Here is a 26,664-nt window from a genome sequence, read left to right on the forward strand (position 1 = left end):
TCATCAAGATAGCAAGATATTCAAGGACATAGGGTCATGGTCAAGGTGCGCGAAGATCAGCCGCTGACCGATAGCGGTGGTGTGGACATCCCGGTGTGGGTCGCGCGACTGCGCGAGGAAGTCCCGTCGGTGAATGCCGAGGTCATGGTGCAGGCCTGTGAATTGGCGCTCAAGGTGGCACGCGAGGCGGACGCCCGCGGTGACAAGCCGTGGCGCGAGCCGCTGCGCAGTTTCCGTTTCAGTCTCGAGATGGCCGACATCCTGTCGGAACTCAAGCTTGACCAACCGGCGCTGGTCGCGGCCGTGCTCTATCGCGCGGTACGTGAAGGGCATCTGGGGCTTGAGGCCATCGAGAAGCATTTCGGCAAGGAAGTGGCCCGCCTGATCGATGGCGTGCTCAACATGGCCGCCATCAGTCAGCTGCAGGCGCCGAGTCATGGCATGGCGCAGCATGACCAGCAGGACAACCTGCGCAAGATGCTGGTGTCGATGATCGATGACGTGCGCATCGCGCTGATCAAGATCGCCGAACGTACCGTTGCCCTGCGTCACGTCAAGGATGCTCCGCGCGAGAAGCGCATGCGCGTGGCCAGCGAAGTCTTCGACATCTACGGGCCGCTGGCGCACCGTCTGGGCATCGGTCAGCTCAAGTGGGAGCTGGAGGACCTGTCCTTCCGCTACCGCGAGGAGGATGAATACAAGACCATCGCCAGGCAGCTGTCCGAGAAGCGCCTGGAGCGTGAGCACTACATCGCCGATCTGCTGGTCGAGTTGCGCACTCTGATGAGCGAGCAGGGCATCAAGCACTTCGATGTCGCGGGCCGCGCCAAGCACATCTACTCCATCTGGCGGAAGATGAAGATCAAGCGCATCGCCTTCTCCCAGGTGTATGACGTGCGCGCGGTGCGGATTCTGGTCGGCACCGTCAGCGATTGCTACACGGCGCTGGGGATCGTCCACTCGCGCTGGCACCACGTGCCGCATGAGTTTGACGACTATATCGCCAACCCCAAGAAGAATGGCTACCAGTCGCTGCACACTGCGGTGGTGGGGCCGAGCAACAAGGTCATCGAGATCCAGATCCGTACCTTCGACATGCACGAGGAGGCGGAGCTGGGCGTATGCGCCCACTGGCGTTACAAGGGCCACGATGTCGGTCACAAGAGTCGCAGTTACGAAGACAAGATCGCCTGGTTGCGTCAGGTGCTCGAATGGCAGGACGAAGTCGGCGAGAACGGCGGCCAGGAGGCGATCCGTCAGGGGCTTAGCTCCGACGTCGCGCCGGACCGCATCTACGTCTTCACACCCGAGGGGCATGTCATCGACCTGCCCAAGATCGCCACGCCGATCGACTTCGCCTACCGCGTGCATACCGAGGTCGGCCATCGCTGTCGGGGGGCCAAGGTCGACGGTCGCATCGTGCCGCTGACCTACAAGCTCAAGACCGGCCAGCAGGTCGAGATCCTGACGGCCACCAAGGGCGGCCCGAGCCGTGACTGGCTCAACCCGAATCTGGGCTATGTGCGCACCTCGCGTGCCCGCGCCAAGATCCAGACCTGGTTCAAGCTGCAGGCACGTGACCAGAACGTCGATGAGGGCAAGGCGCTGCTCGAGAAGGAATTCTCGCGGCTGGCGCTGGAGAATCTCGACCGTGACAAGCTGGCCAACGCCGTCAATTACCCGACGCGTGATGACATGTATGCCGCCATCGGCGCAGGCGATCTGCGCGTCGGCCAGGTACTGCATCAGGCCCAGCAGCTGTTCGGCGATACGGATGATCAGGAGCAACTCGAGCGTCTGCTGCGCCAGCGCAAGCCGCAGGGCAAGGAAAAGCCTGACGCCGTCATGGTACTGGGGGTCGGCAATCTGAAGACCACCATGGCCAACTGCTGTCACCCGGTACCGGGCGATCAGATCGCCGGTTTCATCACCCAGGGGCGCGGCGTGACCGTGCACCGTCAGGACTGCCCGAACCTGATCCAGCTGCGCTCGGATGAGCCGCGTCGCATCGTCGATGTCGACTGGGGCCAGCGTTCGCGCAATCAGTATCCGGTGGATATCGAGATCCAGGCCTGGGACCGCTCCGGCCTGCTGCGTGATGTCACCAACGTGCTGAGCGGTGACAAGGTCAATGTGCTGTCGGTGAACACGCGCACCGATCAGCTCGACAACATCGCCACGCTCAAGATCACGCTGGAAGTCGAGAATCTCGACGTGCTGGGGCGCGTATTCGCCCGAATCCAGCAGCTGCCCAACATCATCGACGTCAAGCGGCTGCGGGTCGGGGGCGACAAGGCATGAGTCGCCGATTTGATGCCAGTGTCGATGTCGCTGCAGGCAGGCACGCCGATACGCGCTACACCCTCGATGACCTGCTGACCCTGATGGCCGTGCTGCGTGACCCGCAGTACGGCTGCCCGTGGGACAGCCGCCAGGATTACGCGAGTCTGGTGCCGCACACCCTGGAGGAGGCCTATGAGGTCGCCGATGTCATCGAGCGCGCCGCGGCCGATGCCAGCGTGCTCGAGGAGCTGCCGGCTGAACTGGGTGACCTGCTGTTTCAGGGCGTCTTCTACGCCCAGATCGCCAGTGAGCAGCAACGCTTCGATTTCCACGACGTGATCCATGTGCTGACCGAGAAGATGCTGCACCGCCATCCTCATGTCTTCCCGGGTGGCACCCTCGCGTCGCGCCGTGAGGGCATCGCCACTCATGAGGTCGATGAAGGCTCGCTCAATGCCCAGTGGGAGTCGCTCAAGCAGCAGGAGTCCGCTGAAGCGCCTGCCAGCCAGACTGCCGGCGACAGCGTGCTGGATGGCGTGCCACTTGGCCTGCCGGCGCTGACGCGGGCGGCCAAGCTCTCGAAGAAGGCCGCGCGTTCAGGCTTTGACTGGCCGGACACGAGTGGCGTGCTGGCCAAGATCCGTGAGGAGCTCGGCGAAGTCGAGGAAGCGCTGGCCGAGGGTGATACGGCCCATGCGCGAGAGGAGGTCGGGGACCTGCTGTTCGCGGTGGTCAATCTCGCGCGTACCCTCAAGGCGGACCCGGAGCAGATGCTGCGCGCTACCAATGCGCGCTTCGAATCACGCTTCCGCCATGTGGAAGCCGCGATCGCCGGGCAAGGGCGCACACTGGGTGAGGCGTCGCTCGCCGAGATGGATGCGCATTGGGGTGAGGCCAAGCGCCGAGAGCGTGCGGCTGAGCAGGCGCGACAGGGCGAGGGGGCGCTGTCAGCCGCGCGCCCGGTGACGCCGCTGGTTCGGTGAGGGAGCGTCGTCGCAGCGTATTTGGCAAAGGGCATTTGGAAAAATGTAGTAAGTTTACGCGATAGTCGGATTGTGGAGCCGAGGCCCGCGGTCGTATGCTGAGGGGAAGCGATCAGGACGCGAGTCTTGTCCTGCTTTCCGGTCTGCTGCGCCGCGGGTCTTTCCGTTTTGCGCCAGTGTCTTCACCAGCGCCAGGCCGGTGCCTTCCCTCAGCCGGTTGTCATCAGGTGTCTTTGCGCAATGAGGGAATCTGATGTCAGCTATCTGACTGTGTGCCCCTGGCGACAGGGGAAGATGACCGCGGCAGCACCGTCACTCCCAAGGAGGGTTTCATGAGTCACGACTTGCATGAATCGTTGCGCGATAACGTGCGTATTCTCGGTGACAACCTCGGCCAGACCATCGCGGCCGACCTCGGCGATGACTTCGTCGCACGCATCGAGCGCATCCGCGCCCTGGCCAAACAGGGCCAGCAGGGCGATCAGGCCGCCCGTCATGAGCTGATCGACTATCTGCGTGATCTGCCGGATGGTGATCTGCTGCCCGTCACCCGAGCGTTCAACCAGTTTCTGAATCTTTCCAACATCGCCGAGCAGCACTACCGTGGCCGCTTCAAGCGCGTCGAGGATTATCGTCCCGGCAGCCAGCCGGACCTCGGCGAGCTGATCACGCGCATTCGCGAGCGGGGCTTCAGCGCGCAGAAGATCGTCGAGGAGCTCTCGGCGATGCGTGTCGAGCTGGTGCTGACGGCGCACCCGACGGAAGTCATCCGCCGCACCCTGATCCAGAAATACGATGCCATCGAGGGCTGTCTGACCCAGATGGAAGGCGCCTGTGATCGCCCGGAACAGGCGACCCTCGCGCGTGCACGCCTGACCGAGCTGATCAGTCAGGCCTGGCACACCGATGAGATTCGCCACGAGCGTCCTACGCCGGTGGATGAGGCCAAGTGGGGCTTTGCCACCATCGAGAACTCGCTGTGGCAAGCGGTACCGGACTTCCACCGTCAGCTTGACGAGATGACGCTGGACGCCGCCGGTGAGCGTCTGCCGCTGGACGCCGCGCCGATCTGCTTCGCCTCCTGGATGGGGGGGGACCGCGACGGCAACCCCAATGTCACCGCCAGCGTGACGCGGACCGTGCTGCTGCTGGGCCGCTGGATGGCAGCGGACCTCTATCTGCGCGATCTCGAACAGCTCAAGTCGGAGCTGTCGATGTGGAAGTGCACGGCCGCTCTGCGTGCCGAGGCCGGCGATGTGGCTGAGCCCTATCGCGAGATCCTGCGCCGCCTGATCCTGCGCATGGAAAGCACCCGTGACTGGGCCAAGGCGGGCCTGGACGGCAAGCGCCACGAAGGTGTCGACATCATCGAGACTCGTGAGCAGCTGTATACGCCGCTGCTGGCCTGCTACCGCTCACTGTGCGACGTGGGGCTGGACACCATCGCCAATGGTGCACTGCTCGACACCCTGCGTCGCGTGGCCTGTTTCGGTGTCACCCTGACCAAGCTCGATATCCGCCAGGAAAGCACGCGTCACGCGCAGGTCTTCGATGAACTGAGCCAGACGCTGGGGCTGGGCAGCTATTTCGAATGGGACGAGCAGCAGCGCTGTGACTTCCTCACCAAGGAGTTGGCTGGCCGTCGCCCGCTGATCCCGCGCCATTGGGAATGTTCCACCGACACGCGCGAGGTGCTGGACACCTTCAAGGTCATCGCGCGCGAGCATCGCGAGGCGCTGGGCACCTACATCATCTCGATGGCCGGCCAGGCCTCCGATGTGCTGGCGGTGGCACTGTTGATGAAGGAGATCGGCGGTGATGTGCGCCTGCCGATCGCGCCGCTGTTCGAGACGCTGGATGATCTGGACCGCTCCGGTCCGGTCATCGACACGCTGCTGGGCATGCCGATCTATCGCGAGCAGGCCGGTGACCGTCAGGAAGTGATGATCGGTTACTCCGACTCCGCCAAGGACGCCGGTCAGCTGGCGGCCGCCTGGGCACAGTACCGCGCCCAGGAAACGCTGGTGGAAGTCACCAAGCGCCACGGTGTCGAACTGACCCTGTTCCACGGCCGCGGTGGTACGGTCGGTCGTGGCGGCGGCCCGGCGCATGCGGCGATCCTGTCCCAGCCGCCGGGCTCGGTGACCGGCTCGCTGCGCGTCACCGAGCAGGGTGAGATGATTCGCTTCAAGTTCGGCCTGCCGGACATCGCCAGTCGCTCGATGGAGATCTATGTCTGCGCGGTGCTGGAAGCCAGCATGCTGCCGCCGCCGGCGCCCAAGCAGCAATGGCGCGACGAGATGGATCGCCTGGCCGGTATCGCGCACAAGGCCTATGTGGGCGTGGTGCGTGAAGACCCGAACTTCGTGCCGTACTTCCGCTCGGTAACGCCGGAAACCGCACTGGCACGCCTGCCGCTGGGTTCGCGCCCCGCCAAGCGTCGTCAGGATGGTGGCGTCGAGACGCTGCGTGCGATCCCGTGGATCTTCGCCTGGACCCAGATTCGTCTGATGCTGCCCGCCTGGCTGGGCAGTGGCGAGGCCTTCGCCACGCGCATGCAGGAAGAGGGCGGCCTGGAAGTGCTGCGCGAGATGATGAATGACTGGCCGTTCTTCTCCACCTACGTCGACATGCTGGAAATGCTGCTCTCCAAGGCCGATCTCTCGACGGCGGCCTACTACGAGCAGCGACTGGTCGATGAGCCAGCCCTGAAAGAGCTGGGACAATCATTGCGTGATCGTCTCGAGCGCCTGGAGAAGGTGGTGCTGGAGATCCGTGATCAGCAGGCTCTGCTTGAGCATATGCCGTTGATCCGTCAGGCCATCGATGTGCGCAACCCCTATATCGACCCATTGCATGGTCTGCAGGCCGAGCTGCTGCAGCGTAACCGTGACGCCGATGGTGCCATCTCTGCCGAGCTGTCACGCGCGCTGATGGTGACCATGGCCGGTATCTCCGCCGGTCTGCGCAACACCGGTTGATCCGGCTGGCTCTGTCGATTGGCGCCTTGGTGTGAAGGGTTAGCCAGAGCCTATCGCTAAAACTAGAAAGCCCCGTCAGGCATGCCTGACGGGGCTTTCTGTTATCTTTCGGCCAACGCTGAGTGCTGGTTTGCGCGCTGATCAGTGATCAGAGCTCAGCCGTCAGTGACATGAGTACAGCGACATGCGGGGCTGCCATGACTCACAGCAGGCCGCTGGCGCGTTCGCCCACCAGGGGCATCAGGAAGCGTTCGCGCTGCCAGTCCTCATCCTGATCGAGCGCCACCAGATGCAGCAGTTTGGTGAAGGCCGCTTCCAGCGTCATGTCGTCGCCTGACAGCACGCCGACGGTGGCCAGTCCTGCACCGGCCGCATAGTGACCGATAGTGACCGGCCCATGCGGACATTGACTGATACCGGCCAGCAACTTGCCTTCGCCGCGTGCATCGGCCAATACCTCCAACAGCTCGCTGTCTTCCGGCAGATTGCCGCTGCCCCACAGCTCCAGCACGGCGCCCTTGGCCTCCGGGCGCATCAACTGCACACGCACGCTCTCGGCGCTGATGCCGGGGTAGAGCGGCAGGCGAATGATGCTGTCCTTGCCGAGGCGGGCATAGTCGGGCAGCTCGAAGGCGGGGCCTTGGTCATCCATCAGGCGGCCGGGGTAGAGCACGACACGGTCATCGACCCATTCGCCCAGCAGTGGCGCATTGGGCGTGGTGAAGCCGCGGTGGTCCTGGGTGTACCACTTGCGGGTGCACACGCCACGCAGCAACTGTCCGCCGAAGGCGACCACGACTTCATTGAGGGTCGGCTGGGCGGCGGCGGTGAGCGCCAGCTCGACATTGCCCAGCGCGTCACTGTGCTCGGCTTCCAGCGGCAACTGTGCACCACTGACGATCACCGGACGCGCGGTGCCCTTGAGCTGGAAGGCGAGGCTGGAGGCCGTCCAGGCCAGAGTGTCGGTGCCCTGCAGCACGACGAAGCCATCGAAGCTGTCGTAGGCATCCGCGATCTGGCTGGCGATGGTGTGCCAGTCCGCCGGTGTCGCGGAAGAGGAGTCGATCAGCTGCGGAAACTCGCGCAGGGTGAAGGCGGGCAGGCGGCCACGACGGCTGGGGGGCAGTTGTTCCAATGCTGCGCGCAGGCGTGCATCGAAGTCACCGGCAGGTACCAGTCCTTGCTCACTTTCCACCATGCCCAGCGTGCCGCCGGTATACAGCACCAGGATGTGCGTCTCGGGAGTCATCGTATCCACCTGCCAGAAATGGGAAAGCCGGCATTGTAACGCATGCCGGCTTGCAGGGGAGCTGTCGAAGTCGGGCGTTCAGCCGCGATGTGCGGGGGGGGCTCAGCTGATATTGCCACCGCCGATGCGCGCATCCTCCTGATGGGACATGGCGCTGATGCACATCACCCGTACGCCTTCGAGCATGCTTTCAAGACTCATGGTCGGCAGGCGGCCATCGACACTCTGCTCGGGCAGCGCCGGGATATGCACGAAGCCGGAGCGGACGGGGCTATCCGCCAGATGACGCTGCACCCCATAGAACAGATGGTTGCAGACGAAGGTGCCTGCCGTGTAGGAGACGCTGGCGGGAAGACCCGCTGCCTGGAGGTCGTTGACCATCGCCTTGATCGGCAGGGTGGTGAAGCAGCCATCCGGTCCGCCAGCTTCGATGGGCTCATCCACCGGTTGGTGGCCGCCGTTGTCCTTGATGCGATAGTCATCCAGGTTGATGGCGACCCGCTCCGGGGTGATGGCGCAGCGACCACTGGCCTGGCCGAGCATGATCACGGTGTCAGGGGCGTGCTGGTCGATGGCCTCGATGACGCTGTCAATCGCGGCGTAGCGTGTCACCGGCACCCGGCAGGTGATGATCTCGAAGCGCTCATCGGGCTGGTCGTGCATGGCCAGTGTCTGGCCATCCAGTTGCTCGATGATCTTGAGGGCAGGATTGACGCTATCCGTGCCGAAGGGCTCGAAGCCGCAGAGTAGCAGACGACGCATGATGAAATTCCTTGGCTGGCATCGATCTCCGCGGGTCGCTGCTGGCGGTGATCGATGCGCGGGTAAGAGTGGGAGATCAGAAGGCCAGCAGCAGCATCAGGCTGATGTTGGCGGCCAGCATGACCAGCGCAGGCAGTATCTGTGCGCGAATGATGTGGTAGCGGTTATCCAGTTCCAGCAGGGCGGCCGGCACGATGTTGAAGTTGGCGGCCATGGGCGTCATCAGCGTGCCGCAGTAGCCGGACAGCATGCCCAGCACGCCGACGATGGCCGGATTGCCGCCATGCAGCGCGATGACCAGCGGATAGCCGATGCCGGAGGTGATGACCGCAAAGGCCGCGAAGCCGTTGCCCATCAGCATGGTGAACACGGCCATGCCGACGCAGTAGGCAATCACGCAGGCGATCAGGCTGGTGTCCGGCACCACGCTCGAGACCAGCCCGGCGATGGTCTGGCCGACGCCGGCCTGATCGAACAGCAGGCCAAGGGCGGCCAGGAATTGCGGCAGGATGGCGGCCCAGCCGATGGCATCTGCCAGACGGCGACCTTCCTGCATGCCGGTCGCCGGGCTCTCGCGCAGCAGCAGCAATGCCACAGCAAAGGCCAGTACCGTCGCGACGCCCAGGCCGACCAGCGCACTCTGGCCTGTCGTGAGGGTGTAAAGGAAGGTACCGACCGGAATCACCAGCGCGGGGATGAACAGGCGTGACCCGAGACGCTTGCGGCGTGCCTGACGCGCCTCATCGCTCAACTGGCCGTAGTTGCCGAACCCGAGCTGGCCGGTGGCGGCCAGCAGAGCCAGCGCCAGCATGGCAATACCGACCACGACATCGGGTAGCCACTGGCCAAATGCCAGGCTGATGCCGAAGATCATCCAGAAGGCACTGGTGCCGAGTCGGCGCGGATGATCACGATCGGTGAGCGTCAGGACGGCAAAGGCCATGATGGCGAAGCCGGTAATCAGGTAGAGAGCGTCGATACCGTTCATGAGTGGCTCTCCGTCGCAGAAGTGGTGAAGGTATCCTTGCCCGGTGTCGCGTTGGCCTGGCCGGAGGGCTGAGGGTATTCCTCGCGCAGCAGTTGATGTTCACGGCGAATGCGCGCGTCCAGCCGGCGGCAGAGCACGAAGACCACCACCAGCGACACCAGCGCGGTAGGAATGGCATACAGCGCCATGTCGGCCAGGCTGACGCTGGCGCCGCTCTTGTCGAGCACGCTCTTGATCAGCAACAACCCGCCGGAAGCCACGAAGATCAGCTGACTGAAGAAGTTGCCGAAGTTCTCGCTGACGGCATTCAGAACGCGTATGCGCTGGCTCAGGGCCTTGAAGCGTGGCGAGCTCAGAGCCTCTTCGAGGAGATCACGTTCGGCGGCGCCGACTGACATCGGGGCGACCAGCGGTCGGATCATCGCCGGGTGGCCACCGAGCTGCAGGCCGAAGGCGTTGGTCGCCTTGCGCAGCACCAGGTAGCTGAAGGAGATGCGCCCGGCGCTGGCGGCCCGCAGTTTCTGGACCAGATGCTCGGCCTGATCGCGCAGGCCATTGCGCTCGAGCAGCCCGATCACCGGCAGGGTGATGATGAACAGCGAGACGGCGCGGTTGTCGGTAAAGGCCTGACCGAGCGCGGCAAGAATTTCAGTCGGTGACATGCCGGCCACCAGGCCGGAGGAGAAGCCTGCCACCAGCACCACCAGCAGCGCATTGAGGCGCAGTGCCAGGCCGATGACGATGATGGCAACGCCGATCAATGACAGCATGAGGTGTCTCCCGAGCAGGGGGAGGACAATCGGATCCTTTCGAAGGACATGAGCCTGTGCCTCTGGGTGTGAGCTTGTTGTTATGCGGGGCTCGTTGCGAAGCGGGTCGAACATTGCCTGGCCGGTTGACCATTGCCGAGCAGTTCGAACATGGCGGGGCGCAATGTTCGTTGCTTTACAAAGAGAGCTCAAAGGGTAGAGCGACACCAGAGGAATCCAAATGAGACATTCGGAATATATAAATTTCAACGACAAGTAGTATCGAGAAAATCTATCATTCAGATATGCATGACAGATAATATTGATGCCTTCGTGGGGCTTGCTTCACTCCATGAGGAGAAGATGTCAGCCGTCGACCACTGCAGTGCTGCCATCCACGCGCAGGCAGATACGGCGGCATCTGCCGACCTGGAAGCCAAGCATGGCGGCGCTCAGCAGGATCAGCGCGAACAGCGACGCGATCACGCGCAGATCGGCCGTGATTTCCAGCAGGATGCCGACGGCGAGTGGCCCGAGGGCCGCCAGCATGTAGCCGGTGCCTTGTGCCATGCCGGAGAGGGCACCCGCCAGGCGTGCATCGGAGGTGCGCAGCACCAGCAGCGTCAATGCCATCGAGAAGCTGCCCCCCTGGCCGAAACCGAGCAGCACGGCGAACAGCCAGCGCAGTGACAGCGGCCCGATCATCAGTCCCAGCAGGCCGATGGCGGTACAGGACAGCAGCAGCAGGATGGCGGGGCGCTGGTCGCGCCCCATGCGGCCGATCACGGGGGCCAGCAGGGCGGTAAGCACCTGTGCCATCACCGAGGCGGCCATCAGCCAGCCGGATTCGATATCGCTCAGACCGCGTTGCTGGAGCAGGAAAGGTAACCAGCCAAAGACGATATAGGCCAGGGAGGACTGGCAGCCCATGAAGAAGGTGACCTGACGGGCCAACGGCAGGTGCCACAGGCGAGGGGTGGCCTGCTGATGGCGGGTCATCTTCTCTGGCCACGGATGGGGCATGCTCAGGCGCCAGGCGGGAAGCGCGATCACCACAAGCAGTGCCCAGCAGGCCAATGAGGCTTGCCAGCTGTCGAGAAGATTGGCCAGTGGCACGCTGAGTCCTGCGGCCAGCGCAGCACCAAGGCATAGCGCCATGGTGTACACGCCGGTGAACAGGTCGGCTCGCTCAGGATGCTCACGCTTGACGATGGCAGGCAGCAGGGTGCCGGCGACGCCGATGCTGCCGCCACATAACAGGGTGCCGAGATACAGCAGCAGTGCCATGTCACTGGCTCGCATCCACAGGGCGATGCCGAGAGTGACCAGGGCAAGGCTGAGGGTGCGCTCTACTCCCAGGCGGCGGGCCAGGCGCGGTGCCAGTGGGGCGAACAGCCCCAGGCAGACGACGGGCAGGGTGGTGAGAAGGCCCGCTGCCAGCGTGCTCAGGCCCAGGTCCTGGGTGATGCGATCCAGCAGGGGGGCCAGGGATGACAGCGCCGGACGCAGGTTCAGGGCGACCAGAATCAGGATGAGCAGGAAAAGGGATGCTGGCATTCGGCGCATGAGGAAACCTGAACGAGAGGACAAGTCTGTGAGAATACCGGCATATGCTCAAGCTGTCTTGCCGCGAGCCGACTTGCCTCGAACCGGTGTTCCTCCAGCAGGTCTTCCTCCAGTAGGTTTTCCTCGAGCCGGGCCCTGGACAGCAGAACGCCCGGCAATTGCCGAGCGTTCTACCTCGATGCATCTTTCTAGATGCATCTGTCTTGGCTCAATGTTCTGGTTTCGACGCGGCGCTTGTCAGTGCATTGGTTCTCAGTACTTTGGTTCTCAGTACTTGGGCTCCAGCTCCAGCTCGCGTGTCGCGCTATCGCCCCTGCGTGCTGCCGCGCGTTGACGCGTTGTGGCGGCATCGGCATGCACGTCGTGACCGCGGGGGGCGACATTGCGCCATGCGGGCGTCTTCTGCCGGCGCTCGGCATTGGCGCGTGCCGTATTGGAGACTGGCTGGCGACTCGCCTTGGCGCGAATCAGGGTCATGTCCTCGGTGCTCAGCAGCATGCCCTGGGGCGTGCGCTCAAGCACGAGGTGGCCGCGGAAATGCCAGCAGCGCATGGGGGTATGCGCGACACGATAGCGATGGCCGGCCACCTCCAGCGAGATGGCTTCCTTCGGCTGGCAGCCAAGGGGGTGCAGAGTCACTTCCTCCAGCAGCACCAGACGATTGAAGTCGTCCGGCTGAAGTACCTGATTGCCATCATGCATGCGAACCGGGAAGGCATGGTTGTCGCGCTGCAGCTCACGCCGCTTGTGACTGACGCTGCCGTTGCCTTCCACGATGCCGGCACCACACACATGTACGAGCTCGCCATCAATCTGTTTGATGACGAGGACCTCGACGTGGCGCTGCTTGAAAAGATGATCACGCAGTGAGCGTAATGGCATGGCTGAAATCCTCGTCTACACCATCCGTTGGCTGAGTATATCCGTCAGAGCCCGAGTCATCTCTCTGACCGACAGGCGCTTCCCTGCTGCCTGCCAAGTGATATCTCGCGCTGATAGTCACATCATACGCCGTTTGTGAGTATTTTTCCCGAATCAAGCACCAGTCTGGGGATAAACCATCTTGTCAAGGCGCGGCTTGATGACGCCTCTATCAGCCAGATGACTGAGGACGCTACCTACTCTTGTCGAGTCACTCGTACTTGCCCAGCACAGCCCGGCAGATATCAGCGAAATTGCGTGCTTCCGGCGGGTGTTCCAGATCGAGCCCCAGGGCCTTGCCGACGCGGGAGGCGGCGACCAGACCGCGCACGCTGGGCTTGCCATCGTCGCCCTGCTCGGTCACCAGCAGGTGGGATTCGCCGCTCTGACGCAGTGTCTCGACCAGGTCCCCGACGCGGGCGCGCTTGAGCACGGCGAGAGGAATGCCCTGCAGCTCCGCGCGAGGTATCTGCACCATGTCGGTAGTGACTTCGTCGCGCTGGACATTGAAGCGGGTCATGGCGCGCATCACGACTCGGCCACCCTGCAGCTCACGCGAAGTCACCACGCCGGTGAAGGTGCCATCATGATCGTGGACCAGCAGCAGGCGTACCCCCGCCTGCTTCATGGTCGCCAGTGCCTGGCCGATGGAGGCGCTGCCCTGAATGCTGCGACCGGCGGTGATGGCAAAGTCCGTCACCAGCTCACTGGCTGGGCTATCCATGGTGATGTCGCCGATCGGCTGCAAGGGCAGACGAGCGGAGGTGACATGAGAGAGCGTTTCGACGTCGAGGGTGTGGTAAGCCGACGGTGCAATGGCATTCATGGACTGACTCCTGTAACCAGATGACGAGCATGTTCTGGGTACTGTGAGTCAGGTGAAGGCCAGGAGTTTCATGCACGATGGGTAACCTCAGGTTGCTACTGCCGCAACAGTGACGCGGATCTTGATCTATCAGGTCAATCTTCGATGCTATCTGTGCGAGATAGGAAATGGATGGATTCCATTTCGGAAACAAAGGCCCCGGCAGGCCGGCACTGGCATGAGCCAGCAGTTTCCTTGCCGCTGACAGCAATGATGCCCACTGCACGAGGCGAGTGGACATCATTGAGCCGATTCAGGGAGTTATCCCTTCATCAGGGGGCTGGCGACACGCCCGGGCGCATTACACCCACTGCTTGAGGTCGCCGCGTACGGCATCCAGGAAGGTGATGAAGTCCGTCTGGCCATCGGTGTCGCAACGGTCCACCTTGCAGGCCAGCTTCATCTTGGTGCCGGCGACGATTTCGTCATACACCTCGAGCGTGAGTTTCTCGACGCTGGCATCGGCGGGCTCCTGCTCGCCATCCATCAGGCTGAACGTCGTCATCAGCGTGCCGCGAAGACGCGTGGTGCCGCCTTCGGCGACCACGCGACGCACCTTGAGCCAGCCTTCGCGCACCATGATCTCACCCTGTGCATCGCGTTGCTTGTAGATGGTGCGATAACATGCATTCTCGGAAACGCCCTTGGCGGCCATGCTTTCATAGGCCTTGATCATGCGCGTCGCCATGGTGCCAGCTTCGGCGATCTTGCGGCGGGCAGCACGATGTTCACGTTCCAGGCGGTCTTGCTTGGAGAAACGCTGCCACAGGTGGAAGTCGCGTGTCAGAGTGGTCGCGTCCATTACAGTCTCTCTTCTCTAAAAACGGCGGGGAAAAGTGGGTGACGGCTACTGCCATGTCCAGGCGCTGATGGTGTCACGAAGGCGGGCGATTGTCTGCCCGGTTCTTGTCTCAGACGTCGAGGAGGGCCCGAGTGCCAGGTGGTCCGGGTCATGCAGGCTGGCGGCGAGATGTCAGCATTGCCATGCTCAAGAGTACCATTCACTGGTCACGGACTTTTTCCAGTCCGGTCATCATCACGACTGAATCTAGGGCTTAAATCCTCTCTGAACTACTCTGCAAGTCACCCACAAGGCCCACATTGTGAGAATCTTCGACTGCTGATCCTCGAGATTGCTGATGCTTCACGCTCAGGCTCCTGCTACGTGAGCCACGCCGCCGTGATGGGATTGCCAGTCTCGCAGGCGACGTCGTCTGGTACACGTGGATCACATGCCTGACTGCGCTGCATGCCTTGAGGGGTGCGCAATGAATGTGACCGTCACGTTTCATACAGCAGCGTGAGATAGAATAGGCAGGTAAAATCATCAGGTAGCGCGTAGCGGAGGCACACGGGAAGTGCCGTAAATGAGGAAGGAATCATGGCGAAAGCAGATCGCCGTCGCAAACCGGGAAGTCGGCAGGGTGTATTGCGCACGGTAAACATGAAGTGGCGATGGCCAGCTCCAGCGGGGCTGGCTGAGCGGCACCTCGTGCTTTATCAGTTGTTCATGTGGATCTATATCAGTGCGCTCGGCTGCCAGCTGGGCTATTTCGCTCTGCTGGGCCTGCAGCCTTATCCGCAGCCGGTGGTGATCAATGTCATCGGCGTCCTGCTCAATGTCTTGGCCATCATGTTCCACCGCAAGGGGTACATGAATTCCGCGTTGCTGTTGCTGGTGGTGCCGATGTCAGCCAAGGCGGCATGGTGGGAATACCAGTTCGGCGCCGAGGGAGGCTTCGAGTATTTCCATATCGTCGCCATCTTCTTCATCTGTATCGCGTCCCTGTCACGCATTCAACGGCTATTGTTCAGTGGTGTCCTGCTGCTGTTCTATATCGGTGCCCAATACCTCACCAGCCCGGTCTATATCGTCTCTTACGAGTTCATGTCGTTGGCCAGCATCGTCAATCTGGTGATTTCCGTCACCTTCATCGCGGTGGTGGCCGTGCAGATCGGGTGGGAAGCTGAGCAGCGCGAGAAGCGCTACCGCCGTGACTTGCGCCACGACCAGTTGACGGGGGCGCTGTCTCGTTTTGCCTTGCTGGAAGAGGGGCCGCGTCTGCTGAGTCGTGGTGGTCTGGGAGTGCTGATGATCGATGTCGATCACTTCAAGGCCATCAATGATACCCAAGGGCATGCGATTGGTGATGAGGTGCTGATAGAGCTGACGCAACGGCTGCGTCACCACCTGCGCGGCAGTGATCAGTTGTGCCGCCAGGGGGGAGAGGAGTTCGTGGCCCTGTGTCCGACGGAGGACAGAGAAGGGCTCGAGCACGCAGCCGAACGCTTGCTGCTCTCGATCAACAGTCGTGCCTTCACGCTGAGCAACGGCCAGCTGCTGCGGGTCACCATCAGTATCGGGGTGGCCCAGGGCGGACCGGCCGCTTGCGCGGAATCACTGTTGCCGGATCTGCTGCAGCGTGCCGATCAGGCCATGTACCGCGCCAAGCGCGAAGGGCGCGATCGGGTGGTCACCGCCTGGGATGCGTCCGATCACGGCGCAGCCAGTCTCGATCAGGTCGAGTCGTCTGATCATGACTACCGCCCCGACCACGGCCACAACCTCGACAGGCTGGCCATGCCTGACATGCCGCCACTGGACACTCCGGGCGATGGGGCAGGCGAAGCGGACTCGACCTCCAGCCGTCCTGATGACAGTCACCATGACGATGTGCAGGCCGCCGATGAGGTCTATCAGTGGAAGCGCTGACGCAAGGCTGATGGCTTTGCCATTTCACCTCATTGGGCGTGATATCCGTGAGTGATCCACGCTCTCACCAAGCGGAGAAACAAGTTGATGATGGATTCCTGTGGCAGCGTTTCACGCCGGGTGTCGCGCCGGCTCTTGCGGGGACTGCTGGTGACGGCGTTGATAAGCGGTATGCCGCTTGCGGCGGTTCAGGCGGAGGAGTCGTCGAATGCTGCAGCGTCTTCGAGTGACGGTCAGGCGCCCCGGGCGCAAGTGATTGCCGACCCGGCGACGCCCTCTCTGCCGCCTGCCGCCAAGGCCAGCAACAGCATCTTTCGTTGTATGCAGGCGGGGGTGCCCACCTGGCAGCAGCAGCCTTGTCAGCAGGGCGATGCCCCCGTCACGCTGGATGATTCGCTGACGGTGGTGCCCGCCGCTGACGTGGTAGAAGAGACTTCAGGCGAAGACCCGGCCGCACAGCGCCTGGCGCGTGAGAAGGAGCGTGCCCTGGCTGCACGTGAGGAGAGTCAGCGTCAGTACCGCATCCGTTCAGCGCTGGATGATGGCTATCTGGTGCAGGGCATGAGCGAGGCTCAGGCCATCTCGTTGCTGGGCAAGCCCAGTGATATCAGCGAGACGATCGCCGATGACACGTCCTGCCGTCTGCTGAATTGGTGGGAAGATGTCCGTGTGCAGTTCTGCAACGATGAAGCCGTGTCCATCACGGCCAATCAGCGGGACTGAGTGACTTGCGGTCTGGGCCCTGTTCGTTCCGTCCCCCTCACATAGCCCTGTTCGTTCTGTCCGACTCGTATAGTCCGAGTCAGCGCCAAGGCGGTGAGCGGGGTTTTCTCGCCGCATGCCTACTTGTCAAGAAATTGCTAATATAAGGCATGATCTAGCGTAAAAACCGGATTTTCCACGTCCGATGTTGCGAAATGGCGACGACCGGGTGGTGAAGTTGCCACATTACCGAGTTTATCGAACAGTGTTAGATTACTCTCCGAACGCAGCGGCAAGCCCCCCAGGTGTCATCCAGGGGCATGGCTGACTGGCCGACGAGCCAGGCTGCAACACTATTCGGTGAGGAGAACACGCATGAACAAGTCCATCCTGATTGGCGCGATCGTTGCTGCACTGGGCATTGGCGGTGGAGTGGCGATCGGCAGCTATACGGCCAGCAACTCAGGCCCTGAATATGCCGATATCGTGGCGGTGGATGCCGTGACGGAAACCGTGAGCACTCCGCGCGAGGTCTGTCACAACGAGACCGTGACGCATCAGGCGCCCAGCAAGGACACCCATAATGTCGTCGGCACGGCCGTCGGCGCGATCGTCGGCGGTGTGGTGGGCAATCAGTTTGGCGGTGGCAATGGCAAGAAGGTGTTGACAGCCGCGGGTGCCGTGGGCGGCGGTTATGCCGGCAACCAGATACAGAGCCAGATGAAGAAGGGCGATACCTACACCACGACCGAGCAGCGCTGCGAAACGGTGCAGGACGCGTCAGACAAGGTGGTCGGCTACGACGTCAAGGTCGACATGGGGGACGAGACCCGCACCGTGCGTCTCGAGGACAAGCCGGACGTGAAGCGCTTCGAGATCCGTGATGGTGAGCTGGTGCTGCCCCAGCAAGGCTGAGGCCAGATAGCCCCCAGACACGAAGCCCCCCGACGGAATCCGCCGGGGGGCTTCTTTTTGGACATCCAGCTTTCTGGGTATCTTACCGTGCTCTTTTCTCTTAGACCGTCGGGTCGTCAGCTGGCATCCGCCGTGGCGGGCAGTGCCTTGGCGATCTCACGCGCCAACTGCTCGCCGGTCACACGCCAGCCTTCGCCCAGACTATTGACCAGCGCTGGATAGCCGTCATCCGTCAGGGGAGTCAGCGTCTGGATGTCGCCTTCCTCCAGTACGCTGCCATCCACGCCGCGCAGGCGCCAGCGACCGGTGATGACGGACTGGCCATCATGGCGGCCGATGAAGCGATCCAGGCTTACGCTCAGGCGTGCGCCCTTGAGGCCGCTCAGGCTGGTATCCGCGATACGGTACTGGCTCAGCGGCTGGGCGGGGCTGGCCTTGAGCTGCGTCAGCAGCTGGCGGGTCAGCATGTCCTGCAGATCATCGGCCCACAGGTTCTGGCTGGCCTGTACCAGCGTGATGTCGTCTGTCTGATAGACCAGACTGCCGCCTTCCAGGTAGCTGGCCAGTTGCACCGGCATCACTTCCAGCAGGGGGGCATCTGCGGCAACACTGCGCTGGGCGGCACTCGCTTGGGTCGTTTGTGGCAGCAGGTAAGCGCCACCAGTGGCGGCGGTCGTGCAACCCGCCAGTGTGCCGAGCATCAACAGACCTGCCACCAGGCCGCCGAAGCGGCCCTTGTGCGACATTGAAGTGCGCGGCGAGGCAGACGCGCTGCAGGCTTGTGGCATGGCTGCCGTTCGGGTCGAGAGACTCATGGCTGTCGTCATCATTGGGCCCTTGGAATCGGATCGCGAGTGGTCGGCTTGTCGAAGATCAGGCTGGAGGGATTCTTCTCCAGCGTATCGAGCAGCGGTTCTGCCTTCTTGAGCACACGGTCCAGTCGTTCGAGATCGCCTTCCAGCTTGCGGTAGGCGGAAGAATCCGGCGTCAGGCCATCCAGGGTGCGATTGAGGTTGTCGATGCTGGTGCTGATATCGCTCGGCAGCTTCTGCACCTCGTCGGAACCCAACAGGGCATCGACATGGCCGGCGGTCTTGTCGAGACGCTTCACCAGGCTCTCTGAGGCCGACAGGGTCTTGTTGAGATTGCCCAGAACCGGCTCGATGTCCAGGCCATTGAGCTTGTCGAGCAGCGCATTGAGCTTGGCTTCCATCTGAGCTAGACCGCCGGAGACACTCGGCATGACCTCGATATCATCGAAGGTATCGGCCTTGTAGGGCGGCGGACTGTCATAGAAGTCGAGATCGACGAACAGCGCGCCGGTCAGCAGGTTGCCGGATTTCAGCGTCGCGCGCATGCCCCGCTTGAAGAGGCGCTCGAGGCGCTTCTTCCACTGCACCACGCCTTCATCATCCACTTGCCCCTCAAGGCGTTCGGGTTCGATGCGAATCAGCACCGGAATCTCGAAGCTCGACAGCGTCCGCACGCGCTGGTGGGTCAGGCGATAGGGCACGCTGACCACGGTGCCGAGGCGTACGCCGCGGTATTCCACCGGCGCGCCGCGCGACAGGCCACGCACGGTATCGTCGACCATGATCACGTAGTCGATGGCCTGATGGAAGCTGCCTTCACGGGCCTCTTCCTGGTCGGAATACAGCGTGAAGGACGTGTTCTCCACCACAGGGCGGCCACGCGGCAGGTCTTCGGGAATGCCGAAGGCGACGCCACCGCTCAGTACGCTTTCCAGTGACCCGACATCGACCTGCAAGCCCTGGGAATCCAGGCGCAGGCTGACCCCGCTGGTGGACCAGAAGCGCGTGGTGGAGGTCACCAGCTCGTTGTAAGGCGAGTCGATGTAGAGGGTGTAGTGCATCTCCTTCTCGCTGGGGCGGAACTCGCTGGATTCCACGCGCCCGACCACGAAGCCTTCGTAGGTGACGGGGTCGCCGTCCGAGAGCACGCTGCCATCGTTGCTGGTGAGGTCGATACGCAGCCCCTTGGCGTCCTGCGTCGTCACCGGCGGTTGCTCCAGCGCCACGAAGTAGTCCTCCTCATCACGACTGTCACCAGGCTGGAGCTGGATATAGGCACCTGACAGCACGGTGTTGAGGCCACTGATCCCCTCGCGACCGATGCGCGGTTTCACGACCCAGAGCCGCGAGTCGGCATTGAGCATGCGCTCGCTGTCCTTGGACATGCGCGCGGTGACGATGGTCTTGTCGAGGTTGTCCGACAGGCGCACGGATTCGACCTTGCCGACTTCGACGTTGCGGGTCTTGATCAGTGTCTTGCCCGCTTCGATGCCTTCCGCCGTCTCCATTTCGATCGTGATCAGCGGGCCACGGCTGGCGTAGTTGTGCCACACCATCCAGGCGCCGATCAGAAGAGCCACGATCGGGACTATCCAGATCGGAGAAAGGCGGCGTCGACTTTCACGACGTGCGCGAGAATCATCACTCATAAGTCATCCTGTGAGTCGGCAGCAGAAGGGGGATTGCGGGAGGCATTCGGGGTCGTGAATGGCGTCGTGAACGGAGGCGTGGCCTGCGAGGATGAGGCAAGAGACGCGGAGCCCGTCAGCGGTGTCAGCGGCAGATCACCGAACAGCGTGTTCGCCATCATTTTCTTCTCCGTCTCGGTGTCCCAGACAAGGCGCGGGTCGAAGCTCAACGCCGACAGCATCGTCAGCACCACCACGCAGGCAAAGGACAATGCCGCAGGCCCGGGGTGCACCGACATCAGCGCACCCAGCTGGATCAACGCGGCCAGCAGCGCCACCACGAAGACATCGACCATCGACCAGCGCCCGATATATTCGGTGATGCGGTACAGGGTCACCCGCGCTCGCGCATGTTGCACCTCGGGGCGCTGGGCGCTGATGCACAACCAGGCGATGGCGATCATCTTCGAGGCCGGCACCAGGATGCTGGCGATGAAGATGACCATCGCGATGGGCCAGTCGCCATGTGACCAGAGCACCACGATGCCACCGGCGATCGTCTGTGGGTCGTTTTCCCCGAGGCTGACCGTGGTCATGATCGGGAAGACATTGGCGGGGATGTACAGAATCGCCGCCGCGATCAGCCACGCCCAGGTGCGCTGAAGGCTCTGCGTCTTGCGCTGATGGACAGGGTCGCCACAGCGGCGACAGTGGGTGTGCGACTCCCGTTCGCCGCAGGCGTTGATCAGACCGCAGCTATGGCAACTGGCCAGTCCCTGCAAGGCGGCACCGATTCCCGGCAGCGTGCCGCTGGGGACGGCTGGCTCGCCCGCCAGCGCGAACCACATGCGGTCCCCATCGATGCTGGCCAGCGTCTTGGTCATCAGCAGGGCGAAGGCGCAGAATGCCCAGAAGGAGGGCCCGAAGCTGATATCGGCCATGCCGGCGATCTTGACCAGGCTCACCATCACGCCGACCAGAAACACATCTGCCATCATCCACGGGCGCAGGTGGCTCAGGGTGCGCGCAATGCCGCGAATGCCCGGCAAGGGCAGTTTCAGCCCGATGGCCGCATGGGTGTAGATGACGCCAAGCAGGTAGAGCGCCGGCAACATCACGATGGTCAGGATCAGCAGCACGGCCAGAGAAGGATAGGACTCGGCCGTCAGGGCGGCTGGTGTATCGATCAGGCTTAGACTTGCCGAGATGCCACTGGTGGCAAAGGCGATGAACTCGAAGGGCAGCGTCAGCACCAGCATCACCAGGCACGCCATCGCCAGTGCCAGTGTGCGTTGCACGGCATGGGCGTGGCGCTGGGCGAACAGATGATCGCAACGCGGGCAGCGGGCGCGCTCGCCGGCCTTGAGCGCCGGCAATGCCACGACGAGGTCGCAGCACTCGCAGGCACGCATTCGCCGCCGTGATACGCCTGATGTGACAGGCGCGAACACCTGTGGCGGATCACGGGTTTCAAAGGTACGCCGGGTGTAGCGGCGCAGGGCAGCAAGGGGACGAGGCATGTCGCTCCAGCGGGATCGGGTGGTGTATAGCTGTGCCGTGCGTGTTCGGGCCATGCGTAGAGGCTTTGTCAGCCGCGGCTCGAACACGCCTGCGGCTGCGCTCTTGGGGAAGCGCTCTCGGGAATGCGCCGTCAGCTGGTCTGGCCTCATGCACACGCGGATCTGCGAAGATATAGGAGCTGTGAAAGCACCAGGCCTGCACAGGCAAACAGTGTTCGAGAGTAGCATGATGCCGCAAAAGGCTGATGGCACTCAATGCTTGCCGCGTGAGCGCGCCTTTCTTGCCAGGCCATAAACAGGCACGCCGCCCGGAGAGGGCGGCGTGCAGGGCCGTCACGCAATGTGACAGCAATGAGGCTTCTGTCGTGATCAGGGATCAGACAAGGTCATCCTCCTGGCGGGCCGCTTCGTGGGCTCGCTTGAGGTCCTTCGGCTCACCGAAGAGGCGGCGCACGACCACATAGCAGACCGGCACCAGGAAGATCGCCAGCACCGTGGCCGAGATCATCCCGCCGATCACGCCGTTGCCGATGGCGTGACGGCTGGCGGCACCCGCACCCGTCGAGATGGCCAGTGGTACGGCACCCAGGGTGAAGGCCAGCGAGGTCATCAGGATCGGGCGTAGACGCATGCGCACCGCTTCCATGGTGGCATCGATCAGCGAGCGACCCTGCACTTCAAGGTCCTTGGCGAATTCGACGATCAGGATCGCGTTCTTGGCCGAAAGCCCGATGGTCGTCACCAGGCCGACCTGGAAGTAGACGTCATTGTCGAGTCCGCGCATCCAGGTGGCGAGCAGGGCACCCAGTACCCCCAGCGGTACCACCAGCATGACGGAGAACGGAATGCTCCAGCTCTCATACAGCGCGGCCAGACACAGGAAGACGAAGACCAGCGAGATGGCATACAGATACGGTGCCATGCCGCCACTCTGGGATTCCTGCAGCGAGATGCCGGTCCATTCCAGCGCGACGCCATTGTTGAGCTGGCTGACCATCTCTTCCATGGCCTGCATGGCCTCACCGGTGGAATAACCCGGTGCCGCCTGCCCCAGCAGTTCCATCGAGGAGACGCCGTTGTAGCGTTCCAGCTGCGGCGACCCGTAGGTCCACTCGCCGTTGATGAAGGCGCTCAGCGGCACCATCTCGCCGGAGGTGTTGCGTACGTACCACTTCTTGAGGTCTTCCGGCTGCATGCGGGCACTGGCTTCCGCCTGCACATAGACCTTCTTGGTGCGGCCGTTGTCGAGGAAGTCATTGACGTAGGTCGAGCCCCACGCCGTGGAAAGCGTCGAGTAGACCTCTGACAGCGAGACACCCATCGCCGTCGCCTTGAGTTCGTCGATGTTGAGCGTGAACTGCGGGCTGTCTTCCAGGCCATTGGGGCGCAGGCCGGTCACGGCCGGATTCTGGCCCGCCATGCCCAGCAGCTGATTGCGCGCGTCGGTCAATGCCTTGTGGCCGATGCCGCCACGGTCGACCAGCATCATGTCGAAGCCGCTGGCGTTGCCCAGCTCCATGATCGGCGGCGGGTTGATGGCGAAGACCAGGGCTTCCTTCAAGGTGCTGAAGTAGCTCTGTGCTTCACTGACCACGCTGAAGGAATCGCGCTCGCGCTCATCCCACGGCTTCAGGTTGATGAAAGCCAGGCCCATGTTCTGACCGCGACCGGCGAAGCTGAAGCCGGCGACGTCGAACATTTCCTGAACCGCATCTTCCTGATCGACCAGGAAGTGATGCTCGACCTTTTCCAGCGTCTCGAGCGTCTGCTCCTGAGTAGAGCCCACCGGCAGGATGACCTGGTTGAACAGATAGCCCTGATCCTCATCCGGCAGGAAGCCGGTCGAGATGCGCGTGAATACCACGCCACAGCCGACGACGATCAATGCATAGACCAGCATCGAGCGACCGGTGCGCTTGAGCATGCCGCCAACGCCTTTCTGGTAACGCGCGTTGGAGCGATCGAAGACCCGGTTGAAGAGGCCGAAGAAGCCGGTGGTCTTCTCCTTGGTCGGCTTGAGCAGGGTAGCGCACAGGGCCGGCGTCAGGATCAATGCCACCAGTACGGACAGCGTCATCGCCGAGACGATGGTCACCGAGAACTGACGGAAGATCGCACCGGTGGTGCCGGGGAAGAAGGCCATCGGAATGAACACGGATGACAGCACCAGGCCGATACCCACCAGTGCGCCGGTGATCTGGCCCATCGACTTGCGAGTCGCTTCCAGTGGCGAGAGCTTCTCTTCGTGCATGACGCGTTCAACGTTTTCCACCACCACGATCGCATCGTCGACCAATAGCCCGATGGCGAGCACCATGGCGAACATCGTCAAGGTATTGATGGAGAAGCCCAGCACTTCCAGCACCCCGAAGGTGCCCAGCAGCACGACCGGTACCGCGATGGTCGGAATCAGGGTGGCTCGGAAGTTCTGCAGGAACAGCAGCATCACCAGGAAGACCAGTGCCACGGCTTCCAGTAGTGTCATCACCACTTCTTCGATGGAAATCTTGACGAAGGGCGAGGTGTCGTACGGGACCTTGAAGCTCATGCCCGGCGGGAAGTAGGCGGACAGTTCATCGAGGCGGTCCTTGACGGCCTGGACGGTGTCCAGCGCGTTGGCGCCCGAGGCCAGCTTGATCCCCAGGCCTGCAGCAGGCTTGCCGTTGTAGCGGCTGACGGTGCTGTAGGTCTCGGCGCCTTTCTCGACGCGGCCGACGTCACGCAGATAGACCTGAGAGCCATCTTCCTGGGTCTTGAGCAGGATGTTGCCGAACTGCTCCGGGGTTTCAAACAGGGTCTGCGCCACGATGGTGGCGTTGAGCTGCTGGCCTTCTTCCGCCGGCAGATTGCCCAGCTGGCCCGAGGCAATCTGGTTGTTCTGCGTGCTGATGGCCGTGGTGACGTCGCTGGTGGTCAGCTTGAAGTTGTTGAGCTTTTGCGGGTCGAGCCAGACTCGCATGGCCCCCGGCGCGCCGAACAGCTGTGTTTCGCCGACGCCCTGGACACGCGAGACCTCATCCTGGATGTCGGAGGCGACATAGTCGGTCAATTGCTGCTTGGTCATGCTGCCGTCGTCAGAGACGAAGGCCGCGACCATCAGGAAGCTGCCGGAGGACTTGGTGACCGAGACACCCTGGTTCTGTACGGATTGCGGCAGACGCGGAGTGGCCAGCTGCAGCTTGTTCTGTACCTGAACCTGAGCGATGTCGGGGTCGGTGCCGGTGTCAAAGCTCAGCTCGATGCTGGCGTTGCCCTGGGAGTCCGAGGTCGAGCTCATGTACAGCAGATTGTCGATGCCGTTCATCTGCTGCTCGATGACCTGGGTCACCGTGTCTTCCACCGTCTGGGCAGAGGCACCGGAGTAGGTGGCCTGAATGGTGATGCTGGTAGGGGCCAGCGAGGGGTACTGCTCGATCGGTAGCTTGAGGATACTGAAGATCCCCCCCAGCATCACGATGATGGCGAGCACCCAGGCAAAGATAGGGCGATCGATGAAAAATCTGGCCATGACGTTTGAGGCTCCTGGAACGTCGTTCGGGACGGTCGCCAGTCACACGAGAAGCGTCTCTCGTCTGGCTGGCGACAGTGGCGCGAAAAGCGGGGGCAGGCTTACTGGCTATCGCCGGTCCTGGTCTGTTCACTTTCCGAGGAGTCGCTGCTGGCAGCAGTCCGCGACTGAGGTGCGGCGTTCTGGTCAGTGCCTGTCTCATCCGAGGCGATCTCGACCGTGGCACCCGGCTTGATCTTCTGCAGACCGCTGACGATGACCTTGTCATTGCTGTCGAGGCCGCTGGTCACCAGCCACTGATTGTCGATGGCCTGACCGATCACGACCTGCTTGGCCTCGACCTTGTTCTCGGCATTGACTGTCATCACGCTGGCCTGGCCCGTGCTGTCACGGCTCACGGCCTTCTGCGGAATCAGGATGGCATCCTTGGCGACAGCTTCGGTCAGGCGGGCACGCACGAACATGCCCGGCAGCAGCAGCTCATCTTCGTTGGGGAACAGTGCGCGCAGCGTGACCATGCCGGTCCCCTGGTCGACAGTGACATCCGCGAACTGCAGCTTGCCCTTGGCGCCGTAGACGCTGCCGTCTTCCATCACCAGCTCGACTTCCGTCTGGACCGGAGCGGTGGCGGCATCGCGATTCTCGCCCAGCTCACGCTTGAGACGCAGCACTTCGGTGGCGGACTGGGTCAGATCGACATAGATGGGGTCCAGCTGCTGGACGGTGGCCAGGCTGGTTTCCTGGCTGGCCGTGACCAGCGCGCCCTTGGTGACGTTGGACTTGCCGATACGACCACTGATCGGTGAGGTGACCTTGGTGTAATCCAGGTTGATCTGCGCGCTGGATACCGCGGCCTTGGCCGAGGCGACATCGGCACGGTCTTCGCCGACGGTGGCCACGGCATCGTCGTAATCCTGCTGGCTGACCATCTTGCGCGCGACGAGGTTCTTGAAGCGCTTGGCCTTGAGGCTCGAGGTGTTGAGGCTGGCCTCGGCACGCGCCAGGCTCGCCTTGGCGCTCTCGACATCGGCGCGATAGGTGCGCGAATCGATGTGATAGAGCACCTGACCTTCCTCGACGTCACTGCCTTCGGTGAAGTCGCGCGATTCGATGATGCCGCCGACCTGCGGACGCACTTCCGCGATCTGATAGGCACGCGTGCGGCCCGGAAGTTCGGTGGTGAGTGGTACATCCTGGGCAGTGACGGTGACGACATCGACCTGAGCGGCCTGGCTGGCGCCTGCGGCGGGGCCTTGGCCAGCCTCCTCCTTGTCGCCGCTACAGCCGGCCAGCAGGGCACCGACCAGCAGCAGGCTTGCCGGAAGCAGGCCGAGGCGTCGGGCATTGAAAGCCAATGGGTGTCTCTGCAAGCGGGATTGACTGGGGGAAGTCGGGGCCATGGAGCGTCCTTTACGAAATTCAGGGGCTGAAGTGCACCATTATCGCCACATTGTGACTCACCGCAGGTGCGGCGCGTCAAAGCAACGATGTCATGAAGAGGAAGATATTTAGCCCGCTA

Annotated in this window: 18 protein-coding genes and 1 pseudogene; 6 read left to right on the forward strand and 13 right to left on the reverse strand. The window is 62.7% G+C overall.

Annotated features, from left to right (window positions below; all coding sequences use genetic code 11):
- Positions 1-36: 36 nt before the first annotated feature.
- The 3 genes from relA to ppc all read left to right on the forward strand — a co-directional run bounded on the left by relA (position 37) and on the right by ppc (position 6,247).
- The gene (gene relA / locus QQF40_RS01425) at positions 37-2,301 is read left to right on the forward strand and encodes a GTP diphosphokinase (RefSeq protein ID WP_285460199.1); all 2,265 of its coding nucleotides are present in this window, start codon (positions 37-39) and stop codon (positions 2,299-2,301) included.
- Positions 2,298-3,266 carry a nucleoside triphosphate pyrophosphohydrolase gene (gene mazG, locus QQF40_RS01430; RefSeq protein ID WP_285460200.1) on the forward strand — a complete coding sequence of 323 codons (969 nt, stop codon included), beginning with the start codon at positions 2,298-2,300 and terminating at the stop codon, positions 3,264-3,266. Before relA ends, mazG begins: the two co-directional genes overlap by 4 nt.
- Positions 3,267-3,598: 332 nt before the next feature.
- On the forward strand, positions 3,599-6,247 hold the full coding sequence (ppc, locus tag QQF40_RS01435) for a phosphoenolpyruvate carboxylase (RefSeq protein ID WP_175088167.1): 2,649 nt from the start codon (positions 3,599-3,601) through the stop codon (positions 6,245-6,247).
- A 310-nt stretch (positions 6,248-6,557) separates the two neighbouring features.
- Here ppc and QQF40_RS01440 read toward each other — a convergent pair.
- The 8 genes and pseudogenes from QQF40_RS01440 to QQF40_RS01475 all read right to left on the reverse strand — a co-directional run.
- A pseudogene (locus QQF40_RS01440) lies at positions 6,558-7,496 on the reverse strand (asparaginase); the annotation flags it as partial.
- Between the two features lie 102 nt (positions 7,497-7,598).
- Positions 7,599-8,258 (reverse strand): pyroglutamyl-peptidase I, encoded by a 660-nt coding sequence (pcp, locus tag QQF40_RS01445; RefSeq protein WP_285460202.1) that lies wholly within the window; start codon positions 8,256-8,258, stop codon positions 7,599-7,601.
- 76 nt (positions 8,259-8,334) lie between these two features.
- Entirely contained in the window at positions 8,335-9,246 is a 912-nt protein-coding gene (locus QQF40_RS01450) for a DUF979 domain-containing protein (RefSeq protein ID WP_285460203.1), read from the reverse strand.
- Positions 9,243-10,016, reverse strand: coding sequence for a DUF969 domain-containing protein (locus QQF40_RS01455; protein WP_285460204.1), 774 nt, complete (start codon positions 10,014-10,016; stop codon positions 9,243-9,245). The genes QQF40_RS01450 and QQF40_RS01455 overlap by 4 nt, the downstream gene beginning before the upstream one ends.
- A gap of 345 nt (positions 10,017-10,361) precedes the next feature.
- Positions 10,362-11,552: an MFS transporter gene (locus tag QQF40_RS01460; protein WP_285460205.1), complete on the reverse strand. Its 1,191-nt coding sequence runs from the start codon at positions 11,550-11,552 to the stop codon at positions 10,362-10,364.
- Between the two features lie 276 nt (positions 11,553-11,828).
- Entirely contained in the window at positions 11,829-12,443 is a 615-nt protein-coding gene (locus tag QQF40_RS01465) for a hypothetical protein (RefSeq protein ID WP_175088162.1), read from the reverse strand.
- A gap of 250 nt (positions 12,444-12,693) precedes the next feature.
- Entirely contained in the window at positions 12,694-13,308 is a 615-nt protein-coding gene (locus tag QQF40_RS01470) for a CBS domain-containing protein (protein ID WP_175088161.1), read from the reverse strand.
- Positions 13,309-13,648: 340 nt separating this feature from the next.
- Positions 13,649-14,149: a hypothetical protein gene (locus QQF40_RS01475; protein ID WP_175088160.1), complete on the reverse strand. Its 501-nt coding sequence runs from the start codon at positions 14,147-14,149 to the stop codon at positions 13,649-13,651.
- A 708-nt stretch (positions 14,150-14,857) separates the two neighbouring features.
- Here QQF40_RS01475 and QQF40_RS01480 point away from each other — a divergent pair.
- From QQF40_RS01480 to QQF40_RS01490, 3 genes are all read left to right on the forward strand, one after another.
- Positions 14,858-16,060, forward strand: coding sequence for a GGDEF domain-containing protein (locus tag QQF40_RS01480; RefSeq protein WP_285460206.1), 1,203 nt, complete (start codon positions 14,858-14,860; stop codon positions 16,058-16,060).
- A 252-nt stretch (positions 16,061-16,312) separates the two neighbouring features.
- Positions 16,313-16,783: a hypothetical protein gene (locus tag QQF40_RS01485; RefSeq protein ID WP_175088158.1), complete on the forward strand. Its 471-nt coding sequence runs from the start codon at positions 16,313-16,315 to the stop codon at positions 16,781-16,783.
- Between the two features lie 354 nt (positions 16,784-17,137).
- Positions 17,138-17,677 (forward strand): glycine zipper 2TM domain-containing protein, encoded by a 540-nt coding sequence (locus tag QQF40_RS01490; RefSeq protein WP_175088157.1) that lies wholly within the window; start codon positions 17,138-17,140, stop codon positions 17,675-17,677.
- Positions 17,678-17,793: 116 nt separating this feature from the next.
- On the opposite strand, the gene QQF40_RS01495 is transcribed toward QQF40_RS01490, so the two are convergent.
- The 5 genes from QQF40_RS01495 to QQF40_RS01515 form a co-directional block, all read right to left on the reverse strand.
- Positions 17,794-18,465: a PqiC family protein gene (locus tag QQF40_RS01495; RefSeq protein ID WP_285460207.1), complete on the reverse strand. Its 672-nt coding sequence runs from the start codon at positions 18,463-18,465 to the stop codon at positions 17,794-17,796.
- Between the two features lie 38 nt (positions 18,466-18,503).
- Entirely contained in the window at positions 18,504-20,138 is a 1,635-nt protein-coding gene (gene pqiB, locus QQF40_RS01500; protein WP_175088155.1) for an intermembrane transport protein PqiB, read from the reverse strand.
- Complete coding sequence (locus QQF40_RS01505; RefSeq protein WP_285460208.1) at positions 20,135-21,637, reverse strand: paraquat-inducible protein A; 1,503 nt, start codon at positions 21,635-21,637, stop codon at positions 20,135-20,137. Before QQF40_RS01505 ends, pqiB begins: the two co-directional genes overlap by 4 nt.
- 376 nt (positions 21,638-22,013) lie before the next feature.
- On the reverse strand, positions 22,014-25,145 hold the full coding sequence (locus QQF40_RS01510) for an efflux RND transporter permease subunit (protein WP_175088153.1): 3,132 nt from the start codon (positions 25,143-25,145) through the stop codon (positions 22,014-22,016).
- A 101-nt stretch (positions 25,146-25,246) separates the two neighbouring features.
- A complete protein-coding gene (locus tag QQF40_RS01515; protein WP_175088152.1) occupies positions 25,247-26,545 on the reverse strand; it encodes an efflux RND transporter periplasmic adaptor subunit in 1,299 nt (432 codons plus the stop codon).
- Positions 26,546-26,664: the final 119 nt, after the last annotated feature.

Origin of the sequence: Cobetia sp. LC6 (genome assembly GCF_030264805.1) — a bacterium.
In the GTDB taxonomy this organism is placed as follows: domain Bacteria; phylum Pseudomonadota; class Gammaproteobacteria; order Pseudomonadales; family Halomonadaceae; genus Cobetia.

Bases quoted from the DNA above. Each gene is read 5' to 3' on its own strand.
- mazG (WP_285460200.1), top strand. From the start codon at position 2,298: ATGAGTCGCCGATTTGATGCCAGTGTCGATGTCGCTGCAGGCAGGCAC.
- pqiB (WP_175088155.1), bottom strand. From the start codon at position 20,138: ATGAGTGATGATTCTCGCGCACGTCGTGAAAGTCGACGCCGCCTTTCT.
- QQF40_RS01450 (WP_285460203.1), bottom strand. From the start codon at position 9,246: ATGAACGGTATCGACGCTCTCTACCTGATTACCGGCTTCGCCATCATG.
- ppc (WP_175088167.1), top strand. From the start codon at position 3,599: ATGAGTCACGACTTGCATGAATCGTTGCGCGATAACGTGCGTATTCTC.
- QQF40_RS01510 (WP_175088153.1), bottom strand. From the start codon at position 25,145: ATGGCCAGATTTTTCATCGATCGCCCTATCTTTGCCTGGGTGCTCGCC.
- QQF40_RS01475 (WP_175088160.1), bottom strand. From the start codon at position 14,149: ATGGACGCGACCACTCTGACACGCGACTTCCACCTGTGGCAGCGTTTC.
- QQF40_RS01460 (WP_285460205.1), bottom strand. From the start codon at position 11,552: ATGCCAGCATCCCTTTTCCTGCTCATCCTGATTCTGGTCGCCCTGAAC.
- QQF40_RS01465 (WP_175088162.1), bottom strand. From the start codon at position 12,443: ATGCCATTACGCTCACTGCGTGATCATCTTTTCAAGCAGCGCCACGTC.
- QQF40_RS01495 (WP_285460207.1), bottom strand. From the start codon at position 18,465: ATGCCACAAGCCTGCAGCGCGTCTGCCTCGCCGCGCACTTCAATGTCG.
- QQF40_RS01515 (WP_175088152.1), bottom strand. From the start codon at position 26,545: ATGGCCCCGACTTCCCCCAGTCAATCCCGCTTGCAGAGACACCCATTG.
- QQF40_RS01455 (WP_285460204.1), bottom strand. From the start codon at position 10,016: ATGCTGTCATTGATCGGCGTTGCCATCATCGTCATCGGCCTGGCACTG.
- QQF40_RS01490 (WP_175088157.1), top strand. From the start codon at position 17,138: ATGAACAAGTCCATCCTGATTGGCGCGATCGTTGCTGCACTGGGCATT.
- QQF40_RS01470 (WP_175088161.1), bottom strand. From the start codon at position 13,308: ATGAATGCCATTGCACCGTCGGCTTACCACACCCTCGACGTCGAAACG.
- QQF40_RS01480 (WP_285460206.1), top strand. From the start codon at position 14,858: ATGTGGATCTATATCAGTGCGCTCGGCTGCCAGCTGGGCTATTTCGCT.
- relA (WP_285460199.1), top strand. From the start codon at position 37: ATGGTCAAGGTGCGCGAAGATCAGCCGCTGACCGATAGCGGTGGTGTG.
- pcp (WP_285460202.1), bottom strand. From the start codon at position 8,258: ATGCGTCGTCTGCTACTCTGCGGCTTCGAGCCCTTCGGCACGGATAGC.
- QQF40_RS01505 (WP_285460208.1), bottom strand. From the start codon at position 21,637: ATGCCTCGTCCCCTTGCTGCCCTGCGCCGCTACACCCGGCGTACCTTT.